This is a genomic window from Paenibacillus chitinolyticus NBRC 15660, assembly GCF_000739915.1.
Classification (GTDB): domain Bacteria; phylum Bacillota; class Bacilli; order Paenibacillales; family NBRC-103111; genus Paenibacillus_F; species Paenibacillus_F chitinolyticus.
Window position 1 is genome coordinate 134,339 of sequence record NZ_BBJT01000007.1, and the last position, 15,053, is coordinate 149,391.

Annotated in this window: 10 protein-coding genes; 2 read left to right on the forward strand and 8 right to left on the reverse strand. The window is 55.2% G+C overall.

The genetic code is table 11. The annotated features are described in order from the left end of the window. From PCH01S_RS17830 to PCH01S_RS17845, 4 genes are all read right to left on the reverse strand, one after another. Complete coding sequence (locus PCH01S_RS17830) at positions 1–714, reverse strand: ABC transporter permease (RefSeq protein ID WP_042231370.1); 714 nt, start codon at positions 712–714, stop codon at positions 1–3. Beyond that, entirely contained in the window at positions 711–1,625 is a 915-nt protein-coding gene (locus PCH01S_RS17835; protein WP_042231371.1) for an ABC transporter ATP-binding protein, read from the reverse strand. Before PCH01S_RS17835 ends, PCH01S_RS17830 begins: the two co-directional genes overlap by 4 nt. Before the next feature lie 77 nt (positions 1,626–1,702). Further along, positions 1,703–3,064 carry a sensor histidine kinase gene (locus PCH01S_RS17840; RefSeq protein ID WP_042231372.1) on the reverse strand — a complete coding sequence of 454 codons (1,362 nt, stop codon included), beginning with the start codon at positions 3,062–3,064 and terminating at the stop codon, positions 1,703–1,705. Further along, positions 3,061–3,738, reverse strand: coding sequence for a response regulator transcription factor (locus PCH01S_RS17845; protein ID WP_042231373.1), 678 nt, complete (start codon positions 3,736–3,738; stop codon positions 3,061–3,063). Before PCH01S_RS17845 ends, PCH01S_RS17840 begins: the two co-directional genes overlap by 4 nt. A 226-nt stretch (positions 3,739–3,964) precedes the next feature. On the opposite strand from PCH01S_RS17845, the gene PCH01S_RS17850 reads away from it, so the two are divergent. After that, the gene (locus tag PCH01S_RS17850; protein WP_042231374.1) at positions 3,965–4,876 is read left to right on the forward strand and encodes a serine/threonine-protein kinase; all 912 of its coding nucleotides are present in this window, start codon (positions 3,965–3,967) and stop codon (positions 4,874–4,876) included. Between the two features lie 3 nt (positions 4,877–4,879). Here the strand turns inward: PCH01S_RS17850 and PCH01S_RS17855 are convergent, their stop codons facing one another. The 3 genes from PCH01S_RS17855 to PCH01S_RS17865 form a co-directional block, all read right to left on the reverse strand. Continuing rightward, positions 4,880–5,059 (reverse strand): hypothetical protein, encoded by a 180-nt coding sequence (locus PCH01S_RS17855; protein ID WP_042231375.1) that lies wholly within the window; start codon positions 5,057–5,059, stop codon positions 4,880–4,882. Positions 5,060–5,273: 214 nt separating this feature from the next. Further along, positions 5,274–7,688, reverse strand: a complete 2,415-nt coding sequence (locus PCH01S_RS17860; protein ID WP_042231377.1) for a TPM domain-containing protein — start codon at positions 7,686–7,688, stop codon at positions 5,274–5,276. Positions 7,689–7,791: 103 nt separating this feature from the next. After that, complete coding sequence (locus tag PCH01S_RS17865) at positions 7,792–8,664, reverse strand: LysR family transcriptional regulator (protein ID WP_042231379.1); 873 nt, start codon at positions 8,662–8,664, stop codon at positions 7,792–7,794. A 97-nt stretch (positions 8,665–8,761) separates the two neighbouring features. Here PCH01S_RS17865 and PCH01S_RS17870 point away from each other — a divergent pair, with 97 nt between their 5' ends. Further along, positions 8,762–9,712, forward strand: a complete 951-nt coding sequence (locus PCH01S_RS17870) for a DMT family transporter (protein ID WP_042231380.1) — start codon at positions 8,762–8,764, stop codon at positions 9,710–9,712. A gap of 98 nt (positions 9,713–9,810) precedes the next feature. Here PCH01S_RS17870 and PCH01S_RS29365 read toward each other — a convergent pair whose 3' ends face one another. Continuing rightward, positions 9,811–14,820, reverse strand: a complete 5,010-nt coding sequence (locus PCH01S_RS29365; RefSeq protein WP_053228747.1) for a glycosyl hydrolase family 18 protein — start codon at positions 14,818–14,820, stop codon at positions 9,811–9,813. Positions 14,821–15,053 lie beyond the last annotated feature (233 nt).

The window sequence follows — 15,053 nt, forward strand, 5'->3', positions numbered from 1 at the left end:
TCAGTTCACATCCTGTCTTGTAAAGTGAGTCAGCCCGATCAGGAACACGACGATGCCCGTGGCGATTCCAAGCCATACGTTAAGCTCGGGCCGTCCGGCTTCGTTTACGAGCAGCGGCCATTTCCATAGGAACCAGTCCGGCAGCCGGATGGAAAAGAGGCTCAGCACGGTTCCCAAAATACCGGCCGTCAGCGGAATGGCCTGATTGCGGACCGCTACGGACAACCACAGCTGAATGGACAGGATCGGGATTCCGGCGAGAAGCGGGAACAGGCTGATGCGGAGTACGTGCATAACGGGAACGTTCATCCCGAAGCCGAGCAGGAAGCCGAGAAGCACGGAGCCCGCCGCGAGCAAGAGGCACGACACAAGCAGCAGGATGAGTACGAGCAGCAGCTTCGACGTGAAGACGCTGAAGCGGGAAACAGGCAGGGCCAGCAGTTGCTTCCAGGAATTCCTCTGATGCTCGTAGCCCGCGATCATCGACGTCAGCAGCGTCATGCCGAGCAGCAGGGCCGGGGCCGCGAGAAACTGGATGTTCGAGAGCAGCCCGTACCAGAGATCGTTAGCGTACTGCTTAGTCAGATAGTCGTAACGCAGGCCGAAGTTGACGGCCTGGAGACCGACCACGCCCACGGGACCCAGCAGCACGAGGAACCAGGCAAGCGTCCGGCGGATTTTCAAGAAATCCGCCGCCAGTACTCTGCCGATCATAAGCTCTCTCCCTCCCCTACCAGGTCCAGGAAGAAATCTTCCAGCGATTTCTTCTTCTCTTCCACCCGGTAGACGGAGTGTCCCGCCTGGACCAGACCGGCCACAACCTGCGCGATCTTCTCGTCGGGAGCTTCCTCGAGAAGAAGCGAGGACTCGTCGGCCACCGCGAAGCAGCCGGCCGAGGCGACGGTACGCAGCGCCTGCTGCGGCGCGTCTACGGCAATGCGGATCTGGCCGCCTGCCCGTTTGCGCAGACTCTCGATCGTGTCTTCGAAGATCATCGAGCCGCCGCTGATAATGCCGACGCGGCTGGCCATCTGATCCACCTCGCTCAGCAGGTGGCTCGATACAAGAACGGTCACGCCGTACTGCTGCGGCATGCTTTTGATCAGCTCCCGGATCTCTAGGATGCCGGACGGGTCGAGCCCGTTCGTAGGCTCGTCGAGCACGAGCAGCTCCGGGCTGCCCAGCAGCGCGGCGGCGATGCCCAGACGCTGCTTCATGCCGAGCGAGTAGCCCTTCACCGGACGTTTCGCTTCCTTCGTCAGGCGGACAATCGCCAGCACTTCGTCGATCCGCTGTTTCGGCACGTCGAGAATGCGGCGGATAGCCTCCAGATTTTCGTAAGCGGTCAGATGGCCGTAGTAGGAAGGGTACTCTACCAGGGAACCGACCTTGCGCAGGATTGCCAGCTTTTCCTTGCGCAGATCTTTGCCGAACAGCTGCACCGTCCCTTTCGTCGGGCGGATCAAGCCGAGCAGCATCCGTATGGTCGTCGTTTTCCCGGCGCCGTTGGGCCCGAGAAAGCCGTAAATATCCCCTTTGCGGATTTGAAGATTCACGTTGTCCACGGCAGATCTCAGTTTGTATTGTTTGGACAACCCGAAGGTTTGAATAATCATTTCGTTCATGGAAAAATCACCTCGCCCCTTATGTTAAAGAGCGAAGGTTAATCCCAGGGTGCGGCTTGTTTAAAATTTGTTTAAAATCACCTGACGCGGGGGAACAGATAGATCGCCGTTCCTTCCCGCGAACTGACGACATCCCAGTCCAAATGCATTTCTTTCACCATCAGCGCGACAATCGTGAGGCCGATTCCGGCTCCCTTCTCCGCCGACGGCGCCTTCATGCCAGGGCCCTTGTCCTCGATCATGAGAGCAGTCCCGCCTTCCCTTTCCTCGGTACGGAGACCGATATATCCGCCGGACTTGGCGTGACGGAGTACATTCTGGAACAAATTGTCCAGAATCCGGTTCATCCACTGCGGATCGGCTTTCCAGTAGACCGGGTGCTCCGTCACTCCGACGTCCATGACCATACCTTCCTCCTCGAATACGGGGTACCATGCGGCGGCGGACGCCCGGGCGAGCCGGGCAACATCGATTTCGGTTCGCTGGAGCGGGTACTTTCCGGCGGAAAGCAGCGTATACGACAGCAGGTTGTCGATGAGGCGGTTGAGATCGTCGGACTTCGTCTCGATCAGAGCCAGCGAAGACTTGCCTGACGCGGAGATCGGCTCCTTCTGCAGCGAGTAAGCATGGCTGCGGATGATCGTCAGCGGCGTGCGCAGATCGTGGGACAGATTCGCGATGAGCTGCTTTCGCAGACCTTCCTCTTTCCGCTCCCGCTGGCGGCTTGTCGTCAGCTCCTCGATCATCCGATTGAAGGCCAGCTCCAGCTGTCCGATTTCGTCCTTCTTGCTGACGGCTATCGGATGGGGGATTTCCCGGCCATCCGGCAGCCCCATCGCCTCCTCCAGATGAACGAGACGCTTGCGGATGCGGTAGAAAAACAGCCACGACATGAATAGGAACAAGCCGAAGGCCAGCAGCATGATGCCGATGACATACCGGTCGCTATAGAGAGGCCGTTCCTCCTTCATCAGCACCCGCGGAATCTGCATTACCATAAACCCCTGAGACGCGTCTTCTCCCACGAAAGCGACCGTTGTAAAAGGATCGCCGTTATAACTCTTTTTCATAAAAGCAATCGTGTCGGCCGCTTCCCATACGGCTGGAAGGTCCGACCGTTCAGGCAGGGTTAAGCGCGTTTTTCCGCTGCCGTCGACCCAGAACAGATCCGCCTTCGGATACTTCTCCTTCAGCTCCCGTATCCGCTTGTCGATTCCCTCATCTCCGGCGCCCTGCAGCTTCTTGGCCTCCCCGTGCCAGGACTTCTCGATGTCATTTCCCCTCGCGTAGGGATTGGTCTTCCGGTTCTCTTCCTGGGTCTTGAACGAATGCGGCAAATAATACAGAACAGCGGCCATCGGAAGAACAATCGGCCAAATCAGCATCGCGAACACGACGATGCACAAATATTTAACCAGCAGCGAGTGGCGCCACTTCATGCTCTCACCCGGTAACCGATGCCGCGGATCGTCTCCACGATTTCGGGTTGACTGGGGTCGCGCTCGATCTTTTCGCGGAGATAGCGGATGTGAACCATCAGCGTTTTGTCCCCGTCCATGTAAGGGTCTCCCCAGACCCCTTCGTACAACTGCTCTTTTGTAAGAATCTGATTCGGATGACGCAGGAAGTACATGAAAATCTGGAATTGTTTCCCCGTCAAAATAATTTCTTCTCCGGTCCGCGTGTCCACGATCCGGTTCTCCTCCATATTTACCTGCAAATGATGCAGCGTGAGCTCCGCCTGCGCCAGTTTACCCGTACGCCTCAGCAGCACTTCCACACGGGCCGTCAGCTCATCCGGATGAAACGGCTTCGTCACGTAATCGTCCGCGAACTGCAGACCCTGCAATTTATCGTCGATGGAGGTGCGCGCGGAGAGCATCAGAACGGGCGTATCCGGGTAATTCTTTTTCATCCGCTGCCCGATCGAAAAGCCGTCCAGACCAGGGAGCATCACGTCCAGGATGACCAGGTCGCTTTTCTCCCAGAACTCCGCCGCCTTCTCTCCCGATTTCAGCCAGTTCACTTCGTAACCCCGCTCGATCAAGTGACTGTTGACCCATTTGCCGATTTCGGGATCGTCCTCAATGTACAAAATTTGTTTAACGGCCATACTTCTAACTCCTTCCAGTCTCGCTACCGTTACTTTACAAAGACATCCGCCGGATTGTCAAAAGGGAACCGTTACTTCAAGCTTTGTTTTAACGTATAACATGCTTATGAATCCGCGAGGGAACCGGTAGATAGGAAAATGCCGCACTCCCGCCTGGCGATCGTTACTCTGCCTGTCTTGATTGTGATCAACAGTCATTAAACCAGCCGATAAAGGAGGCCTTGTCATGAGGATGCCCAAGCGTTTCAAGCACCTGTACACCTATCTTCACAAATGCTTCGGCAAAAGCCTCCGGTCTATGCGCGGCTTGCCTTTTCGAAAGGGCGCAGTCATAGCGGGCACCTATAAAATCATGAAAAAACTCGGAGCCGGCAGCTTCGGTGTCGCCTATCTGGCACTGAAAACGGATAACGGACAGCAGGTAGTACTGAAGAGAGTTGCGCCCGTGAGAGGCGGAAAAAAGCGGGCGGAATACATCTTCGGGCAGGAAACCGCCATGCTCCGGCAGCTTCGGCATCCGGATATTCCGGCTTTCTACAAGGCTTTCCGCTGGCGGGGCGAGTTCTGCTTTACGATGGAGTATGTGCGGGGAAGCTCGCTGGATGTGCTGCTTTTCCGTGAAGAGAGAGCCTTCTCCGAGAAGGAAGCCCTGCTTCTGATCCGGCGGCTGCTGGAGCTTGCCGGAATGCTGCACGGCCAGGGAATCGTCCACCGGGATATTTCGATCGCCAACGTGCTTTTGGACGGAGACAGGTTGAAGCTGATCGACTTCGGGCTTGCCCGGGCGCTAAGTTCCGGCGGCGCCGCTTCGGACAGCCCGGCCGGGGAACATCTCCCCCGCTGGGACGCGGATGTGGACGACGACGATCCGTCGGAGAAAAAATTCCGGCGGGCCGTTCATGTGACCGGCGATTTTTACGCGGCCGGTCATCTGCTTTTATTTTTACTGTACAGCACCTATTCTGCGGAAGACGAAAGCTTGGCCGAAGGCGCCGGACTGAGCTGGGAAAAAGAGCTGCTCCTCCATCCCGGAACGAAAAAACTGCTCCGCCGGTTGCTTTTGACGGAACAGCCTTATGAACATGCGAGCGAGATACAAAGCGAAATCGATGGAATTCTGGCAGAACTTGAAGGATGAGGGTCAACTGCTGTAAGAGCTGGAAGAGCGTTTCTTCTTGTAGTGGTTGTGACCGTAGTGATTGTGGCCGTTGTAATGCTTGCGGGAATGTCTGCGGAAATCGTCACTGCTGCTGTGGGGACGGTAGTGGGAGCCTTTGTTCTTGTCCGAACCAAGAAGTTTAGTCAGCATTTTTTTTAGCATGGCCATACCTCCTTTTGGGTGTACTATACGGCGAAAGCAGGAATAACGTTTCAGATTGGGCAGGATATCTCCCTCGATCAGTTCTTACCCAAAAAGTCAGGGATAGCGAACTTTCCTCCATCGTTAGCATGCAAAAAAAGAAGGAGGAAACGGGTCCCTCCTTCTTTTCGTTCATTTCCGCAGCCGGTTCGCGCTTACCGTGCCGCGCGGCGCCTTACCACTTGGACGATCCCGAGGATCGTCCTCCGGAAGAGCCGCCGCCCCAGCTCGAGCTGCCCGAGGAGCGCCCTCCACTCCCGCCCCAGCCGGAACTCCCGGAGGAGCCGCCGCCCCCGGGCCCGCCGGGGCCTCTGCGGCGAAGCTGCTCCTCGTACATCCGGCGCTGATAGTCCCGGTCCATCTGCTCCAGCAGCTGCTGGCCGGACGAAATGCGCTGCATCGCTTCCGCGAAGAGTCCCCGCGCGATAAGCCGCCGGCTTTCCTCCATCAGCGTGTCGTAGCCGGAGGAATAGGGCGACAGGCTCATGCTGCCGCCGTACCGGGCATGCCGGCTCCGGTATTCTCCTTCAAGCTGCCTGATTGTGCGCAGTGTCTCTTCTTTCTCCCGCAGCAGCTGCTGCACACGCTCCGCGGCCTGCCCGGCCTGGACGGCCAGCCCCCGCCGGCGCTCTTCCAGCAGGTCGACGTCGAGCACCGGTGCCTGTGCCAGCTGCTCCAGCTCGGCCAGCCTGCTTTCGCCGTCGCGGATCATAGCGGACAGCTCCGGTGACTCCACCTGCAGCTCCCCGAAAGCGGAAGCCGCCTGCCGCAGCCGTCCGCGTTCCTCATCCAGCGCGTGCCGGACGGTCCGGACCCGCGCGTCCAAGCTGTCGTGATAACCGAGAATCCGCGTGTGAAGCTCGCGGATTTCGGTCATCAGCGCTTGGGCCTCCGTACCGGCCTCCCGGGCCGAGCGGTACTCCTGGACGTCCGGGGCGAGTCCGGACCGGATCTCCGTCAGCCGCCGGTCAAGCTCGTCGCGCGCCCGCGTCATACGGGTGTAATCGGCCTGCTGTTCCCGCCGGTGCACTTCCGCGTAATCGCGGGCGATTTTAAGGGACTCCTCCGGGTAAGCGCGGTCGAACGAGCCGAGGTCCCCCGTCAGCTCCTCGACCTCATGGGCCGTCTTCCGCGCCGACTCCCGGTCGGCGATCATTGCCTCCACCAGGCTGCGGGCGGCCTCCATGCCCTCCTCTATGGCGGCCGCGCTCCGGCCGCCCTCTTCGGTATCGCCTGCTTCCAGCAGCGTACCGAGACGGGCAGTTTCCTCCCTTGCCTGCTTAAGCAGAGCATACGGGTCGCCATCGGTAAGCAGCAATCCTTCCTGCCGCGCTCTTTCCCTGAGCTCTTGTTCCAATGCTTGGATCTCCGGTAAAAATCCGGGCTGCCGCTCCGCCAGCGCTTCGAAGTCCTTAACCGACATCCGGATGAAATCCAGCTCCCTCAGAGCGTCTTCGACCGACGTTGCGGCCTGCATAAAATCGAATTCGTCCAGCTCGTCGGCCTTGGCATAAGCCACCTTGGCCTGTTCCACATGCTTCCTCAGCACGGTCAGCGGATAACCCGTCCGGCGGGCAAGCGCTTCGACGGCTTCCTCCGCTTCGGCGATGCCGTTCTTTGCCCGGTCCACGGATTTTCTGACTTCCGTGGATTGCTTTTCGATCTCCGCAAGCTGCGTCCCGTACGGTCCTATCCTTCCGGCAAATTCCTGTACGGCTTGGAAAAGCTTCCTGGTCTCGGCCTCCGCCTTGGCGTTAATGAGGAAAGGTATCTTCAGCTCCGCCAGGCGTCCGCCCAGCTCTTCGGATTCTCCCTGCAGCCGCACTACCGCATTCTCCAGCTCGGCAGCCTTTTCTTTTGTTTCCCCTTGCAAAAATTGTTTCTCCAGGTCCTGAAAAACTTCCGAAAACAACATTCCGTTCAACACCGGCTGCATTTCGTCGAGCAGTTGTTTCGCTTCCGTCAGCCGTTTCCGGGCCGCGGATCTTCTTTTGTACTGCCAATAGGCCCAAATTCCCGCTCCGATCACGGCGAGCCCCAGCACAACCGGAAAAATCGAGGCCATACCGCCGCCACGAGCATCATTTGCGCCGGAATCGCCGGCGTTCCCGGATGAAGCTCCCGCTCCGGCAAGCGAGTTCACATAACCGCTCACCGCCAGAATACCTTCTCCAATCTTGCCTTCTCCGGCAGCAGGCACAAACTTAAGATCGACAATCCCCTTCGCATCCTTCGCCTTGCTTCGCGAAACGGCCGCAGCGAGCTGCTCGTTCTCATAAACGAGATGGACAAAATTCGGCTGAGTTGTGATGACCAGCATCAGCTGATTCCGGTTCAGCTCCCATTGATCGTAGGCTTCATTCGCCAGGCGCTCTCCTTCCCTCTCGTTTAAGCCTTTGGCGGTAAGCACAAACACTTCGTAATCTTTGTTCTTCAGTCCGCTTTCCACCTGACGGGCCTGAGTTTGCGTAAGCAAGCCGACGGGATCGGTAACGATTCCGTCATTCCTTGGCACTGCCGCGGCAAATACAGTCGTACAGGTAAGAAATATCAGGAGTAGGGCCAACCCTATCACACGGAATCTCTTCATGTTGTTCCCCTTTCGCTCGAATGATCTGTTACTTGCTCCTTACCCGAAAATACCGATTCCGCTTCTTTTCCGTCATAAGAAACCTCTGCCGTTTTCCTCCCCGTCATTCCCGGGGAAAAAGCTCTCTGGCCATTTGAATAAATAAATGTACCGCCAGCGATGCTTCCTTCAAAGAAGGCACGGCTACCGATATATCCCGGCAGACGCGAGGCTCCAGGTCAAGCGTAACGAGCCCCGGAGGCAGGGCGGATAAGGACAAGCGGGACAAGATAGCGAGTCCGAGTCCTTCCCGGATCATATTCAGCACCGTCGCAACATTCGACGCCGCAAAAGCGAGCTGGAGCTCCGCACCCGATTTTTGAAACAAATCGATAATCGGGGCCTCGTATCCTCCTCTGCACAAAATCATCGGTTCCCCGCTCAAATCCGAGATCGTAAGAAAATCCCTGCCTCCCAGCGGATGAGTCTCCGGAAGAACTGCCACCATCTTGTCTCTAAAAAGAGGAACGATCTCCATATCCGCATCGGGAAAAATAACGAGTCCCACATCGATAAACCGCGTCGAAAGCCACTCCTTCACTTCGGCAATCGTACCTTCATGAAGCACCAGCTGGAGATTCGGATATTTCTGCTTGAACGTGCTCATGATTTTGGGTAAAAAATGAGCCGCGGCGGTAGGAAACGCACCGATGCGGACGGTGCCGACCTCCAGCCCTTTCTCCGCGGCAATCTCCTGCTCAATGTTCTCGACGCGCTGCAAAATCTCACGCATTTGGATGAGCACCCTTTTGCCGATATGGGTCAGGGCAATGCCGTTCTTCCGGTCCCGGATCATCAAATGGATGCCGAGATCGGCCTCAAGACTGGAGATGGCATGGCTCACGGCTGGCTGCGTCATGTTAAGCTCCAAGCCCGCTTTGGTGAAACTTCCCGTCTCCGCTATTTTTACAAAAACCTGAAATTGAGTAATGGTCATAACCTTTCACTTATGCTCCTCATAAAAATTATTCATTTTATTTATCTTATAACCCATCGTATCATAAGGAAGCAGTTCTAACCAAGGAGTGATTCAGATGGAACGTTCTTCCCGTAAACGAACGGCTTTCCTGCTCGCGTTTCTGGTCTTGATGTGGGGGATCAACTGGCCCCTGACCAAACACGCGCTCATTTATACACCGCCCCTGCTATTCGCGGGCATTCGTACATTGATCGGCGGATTCCTGCTGCTGCTTGTCGCAATTCCGAGATACAAGAAGCTCAACTTCAAGCAAACGTGGTACATTTATTTAATTTCCGCCGTATTGAACATCATTTTGTTCTATGGATTGCAGACCGTCGGGCTCGGTTACCTGCCTTCGGGGCTGTTCTCCGCTATCGTTTTCTTTCAGCCGGTGCTGCTCGGAATTCTTTCCTGGCTGTGGCTGGGCGAATCCATGTACGGGCTTAAAATGTTCGGCCTGCTCCTCGGTTTCGCCGGGGTGGCGACCATTACTTCGGCCGGACTGAACGGGCATATCTCCTTTACCGGCATTCTGCTGGCGCTCGGATCCGCAGTGAGCTGGGCTTTCGGTACTGTTTTTATGAAAAAAACAGGCGACCGCGTCGACTCCATCTGGATGGTCACGCTGCAGCTGCTGATGGGCGGAGTCGTCCTGACGGGCACCGGCCTTTCCACAGAAAGCGTCTCGGACATCGCTTGGACCGGTCCCTTTATTTTCAGCCTGCTCTTCATTTCGGTATTCGTCATTGCGCTGGGATGGCTCGCTTTCTTCACGCTGGTCGGTTCGGGTGAAGCGAGTAAAGTCGCTTCGTTCACCTTCCTGATTCCGCTGATTTCGATCACTGCCAGCGCTATTTTCATGAACGAAGCGATTACGATCAACTTGCTGGCAGGACTGATGCTCATCGTGGTCAGCATCGTGCTGGTGAACGTGCCGCTCCGGTCTTTCCGCGCCGCCAAGGCAAAGAAATCCAAAGATATCCCCCCTTGCGCGAGTCTGGCACAGGCCAGGGATTATAAATAACGGTTCGGGAACAAGAAAAACCGGCGGAAAGGCTAAGCCTTCCACCGGTTTCTTTTTTATACGCCTAACCGTTCATTCCGCACCCTTGCGAGCCGCGATTACTTAACGGGGATTACCTGGATCAATGCATCGAGAAGAGCACCCGATTTGTCCATGCTGTATTCCCAGAACATCGCACCGCCCAATCCCTGATCCTGCACATACTGGGCTTTCGCCTTTATGGATTCAGGATCGTCATAGGAAAGCCATGTGCTGCCGTCAAAGAGATACGGTGCCTTGGCTGCATCGTCCCAGTAACGGGTATAGCCGTTGGCCGCGTTGTATTTCTCCAAAATTTCGTTGTAGGTAGGGGTAGAACCGCTGCCTTTGGCAGCCTGTCCCAAACCGTTGTTGGCAGTCGACTGCACATCGGTCCAGATGTGGCTGTAGAAGGCGATGCCGACGACGATTTTGTTAGCCGGTACTTTCGCGTCTTTAAACCGTTTAACTACGGTTTCCATGCTAAGTCCCGGTCCGTAAACGTTCGTGTGATGCTCCGTCTTCTGAACCCATCCGCCCGAGTAATCATAGTTCATGATATTAAAATTATCCAGATACTTGGAAATTTCCTCGGCTTCAAGAGCCTGCAAGTGACTTGGTCCTGCACCTGCCGCCATGGACAATTCATAATACTTGTTGTCGGCAAGCCCCAGCTGATTCAGTTTGTCCCGGAGCATTTGCAGGAACAGGGTATAGTTATGCTTATCTTCCGGTCTTGCTTTCATTAGACCGTCCGCGCTGATCGTCGGATATTCCCAGTCGATATCCACGCCGTCCAGCTTGTACTTCTTGATGTAGTCGATAATGCTGTTCGAGAAGGTGTCGCGTGCTTCGTTGGTCAGAACCGCATCCGAGAAGCCGTCCGCCCCCCAGCCGCCTACGGCAAACAGCACTTTAAGGTTCGGATTCTGTGCTTTCAGACTGTGAATGTATTGGTAGTTCTGGTCGTCCTTTTGCTCCGGACGCGTGATGATTTTGTTGTCTTTTACCAGCGTAAAGGAGTAGTTCAGGTGCGTCAGTTTGTTGGCGTAAACCGAATTCGTGACGGACCAGTCTTCCCAGCCGGCGATATAAGCGATGACTTTCTTTCTAGGGTCTACTTTGAACTTCACGGTCGTAGAAGCCGTTTTACCGCTCTTGCCGTGAACAGCCGTGACAACCAGGGTATAATCGCCGGCTTCCGTAATGCCGGTTCCTTTGATGTATTCCTCTCCATTCAACGTAGCGACACCCACCGTACCCGGTGCATCCGTCCAGTTAGGCAGTACGCCTGTCGTGTAGGTTTCCCCTTCTGTGATGTTGGCGATTTGCGGTTTCGCAGGCACGGAAGTGGTATCAGGCGTGTAAGGGTTGCCTTTCAGCCCGTCAACGAGCGCACTCAGCAGGGCACCCGTTTCGTCCTGGCTGTACTCCCAGAACATAGCGCCGCCGAGCTTCTCTTTCAGCGTATAGGCCGCTTTCTCGGCCATGGACTCAGGATCGTCGAACGAGATGAAGATTCCTGTCTGAGCGTTATACAGATATGGAGCTTTAGCGTTCTGATCCCAGTAGCGGGTATATCCGTTCGCTTCACTGTAGGTCGCGAGAGTTACGCTGTAGGTCGGAGTTGCACCGGTGCCTACGGCCTTTTGTCCGAGTCCGTTGTTGGCGGAAGATTCCACGTTCGTCCACAAGTGGCTGTAGAACGCGGCGCCGATGACGATTTTACTGGAAGGTACACCGCTGTTCTTATAAAGCTGCACGGATTGATCGACACTGTTGCCGGATCCGTAAAGATTGGTATGGTGCTCCGTTTTCGGAACCCATCCGCCCGACAAATCATAGGTCATCAGGTTCATATTATCCAGCAGCGGAGTAATTTTATCGATTTCAACGCCCTTCAGATAACCGCTTCCCGCACCGACCGCGATGGTCAGCTCGTAATAGCGGTTGGTCTCAAGACCCAGCGCGTTTAGCTTGTCGCGCATTAATTGCAGCAGGGAAGTAAAGTTCTGTTTATCCTCCGGCCGTGCCTTCATTACGCCATCGGCGCTTTGCGTCGGATACTCCCAGTCCAGATCGACGCCGTCCAGGTTGTATTTCTTCACATAGTCGATGATGCTGTCAGTAAATGTTTGGCGGGAAGCTTCTGTTAATGCCGCGTCCGAGAAACCGTCCGCCCCCCATCCCCCTACGGAGATAAGAGTTTTAAGATCAGCGTTCTGAGCTTTCAGACTATGCAGATACGCGTAATTCGCATCATCGTTCTGCACTTCGATCGGCACGATCTTGTTGTCTTTGACATGCGTAAACGCATAGTTGATGTGAGTCAGTTTGGATGCGTCCACCGGTTTGGCTTCGGACCAGTTTTTCCAGCCGCCCACGTAAGCGATCACCTTCGTTTGCGGTTCAACTTTGAACTTCACGGTCGTGGAAGCCGTTTTGCCGCTTTTGCCGTGAGCTGCGGTAACGACGAGCGTGTACTCGCCCGCTTCCGTAATGCCGGTTCCCTTGGTGTAGGCGGCTCCGTTCAGCGTAGCGCCGCTTGCGGTACCCGCTGCATCCTTCCAGTTGGGCAATACGCCCGTCTTGTAAGTTTGTCCTTCGCTTACGCCTGTAACTGCAGGTGCTGCCGGAACTGTTGTCGTATCAGGGTTCAGTGTCTTTCCTTGAACACCTTTCACCAGTGCGTCCAGCAAAGCTCCCGTCTGATCTTGGCTGTATTCCCAGAACATCGCTCCGCCGAGTTTCTGGTTCAGCACATAGCTCCCTTTTTCATGAAGGGATTGCGGGTCGTCATAAGAAAGGAATACTTTCGTTTGTTCGCTATACAAGTAAGGTGCGTTGGCCTCACTATCCCAATAGCGCTTGTAGCCGCTAGCTTCGTTATAATTCGAGATGATTTCATTATAGGTCGGTGTTGCGCCGTTACCAACCGCCTTTTGACCCACGATCTTACCGCCTGCAGCTTCTACATCCGTCCACAGGTGACTGTAGAAGGCTCCGCCGATGACGATTTTGCTTGCGGGAACTTTATTGGCCAGATACAGCTTAACGGATGAATCTACGCTCAAATCACCGGCATACAAATTCGTATGGTGAGCGGTTTTGGTGTCCCATCCGCCGTGGAAATCATAGGTCATCAAATTAATATTGTCGAGCAGCGGGGTAATCTTCTCGATTTCAACCCCGTCGAGGTATTTTTTCGTAGCGCCGACAGCAATCGTCAGCTCATAATATTTGCCGTCCTGGCTTCCCAGAGCATTCAGCTTCTCACGAATCGTTTGCAGCATCAGCGTGAAATTCTGCTTATCCTCCGGCCGCGCCTTCATAACGCCGTCAGCGCTTTGTGTCGGATACTCCCAATCCAGGTCGACCCCATCCAGCTTGTACTTTTTGATGTACTCGATGATGCTGTCCGCAAATGTGTTGCGCGCGCTTTCCGTCAATGCCGCATCCGAGAAACCGTCCGCTCCCCAGCCGCCGACGGAAGGAAGAATTTTCAGCTTCGGATTGTCTTTCTTCAAGCTTTGCAGATAAGCATAGTTGGCATCGTCGTTCTGTGCCGGCAGGGAGACGATTTTATTGTCTTTCACATGCGTGAACGCATAGTTGATGTGCGTCAGCTTGGCCGCGTCGATCGGGTTGGAGGCCGACCAGTTTTTCCAGCCGGGCACATACGCGATGACTTTCTTCGCTGTTTCCGTGGAACCGCCGCCGGAGCTGCCGCCAGAACCGCCCCAGCCGCCGCCGATCGGCAATCCGATTATGATGGAGCCTTTCTGCGGGCCGTCTACCTTGACGGGAGCTTTCTCGAAGGAAGAGCCTTTGCCGCCTTCGTTGACTGTCGCGTTTTCAACGGAGCCGTAGCCGGTAATTTTGGCCAGGTCATTCAGCACGAGAGACACAATGCTGGCATCATTGTTAACGGCCAGTGTCGTGTCGCTTCCGTCCACGATTACTTTGCCGATGGAGCCTTTGGAAATCTCGACTTTGATGCCGGAAGCCAGCACGTGAAGGGAGTTAAATGATCCAATCAGCTGTACCGAAGAACCGGCAGACAGTACTTTCGCGAAAATCACGTCGATAAAGCCGGCTCCCGTCAGAGAACTTTCCTCCAATTTAGCGGAAGATTGGACATACGTTTCTTGAACGGAGGTGTTTCCTTGGGCCACGAGACGGACCACACCGGTTTCCTTATCGACAACAACCTTGATCAGAACCGTATCTACGAGGTGGATGGAATTTTCTCCGCCGCCGTTGACCGTAACGGTTCCCGTTACTTTCACGTTCTTCAAAGTAACATCTCCGTTTCCGATGCCTTTGCCCAGAAGGAGATTGCCTTGGATGACGGTGTTTTGCAGGGTAACGCCCGAAACATTCACGGCAACGTCCCCGTTAACCGTTTCGGTTCCCGATGCAGGTCCGAACGTGCCGGCCTTGTCATAGGAAACGGTTTGTAGCGATGGCGCGCGGCCCAGCAGAACGACCGTCTCTGCGCGGGTCAGCTTGCCTGCCGGACGGAAGGTGCCGTCTTCGTAGCCTTCGATGACTCCCTTGGCTACCATGGCGCTTACCGCGCCTTTGCTCCAATCGGCAATCGAAGCCGCGTCTTTGATGTTCTTCAGCGCGTCTTCGGAAGCCTCATCCAGCTTGAGCAGCTTGGAAAGCATGACCGCGGACTCCTGTCTGCTCACCGGCTGGTCCGGACGGATGCTTCCGTCGCTGTAGCCGTCCACGTACCCGGCTGCCACCGCTTTGCTGATTTGTTCATACTGCCACTGCTCCGCCGTAACGTCCGTGAATTGGATCGAAGCGGAAGCCGTTAATTTATAGTACCGGTTAATAAGCGCCATAAGCTCTGCGCGCGTAATGGCATTATCCGGCTGAAGAGAACCGTCCGAGTAGCCCTGAATCAGTCCTTTATCATGCCATTCGCCAAGCTCTTTCTCTGCCCAGTGCCCCTTGATATCGGCCGGTTGGGCGCTTGCTTGTCCCGAAACAACAGTCAGATAAGTTGAGAAGACCATGCTTGTACATAAAAGTAAAACAAGCCATCTCCAAACAAAAGATTGCTTAAGCGCTTTCATAGTACACCCCAATTTCATCAAATTTATACAATGCCATTCCAAAGAGGAATCCTTCTCACCTCCAGTGCGTTCTCTTCGCAGGCACTGCTTCTAAATTCAGCCGCTTGGCTTGAACTTAAAACAAACGCGTGAAGCCTTATAAAGCTCATCAGAAAACTTGGTAAACGGTTACATAAAGCCGATGAAAAACAAATGCGTGCTTCTGCATGGAGACATGGATAGATCTAACGACG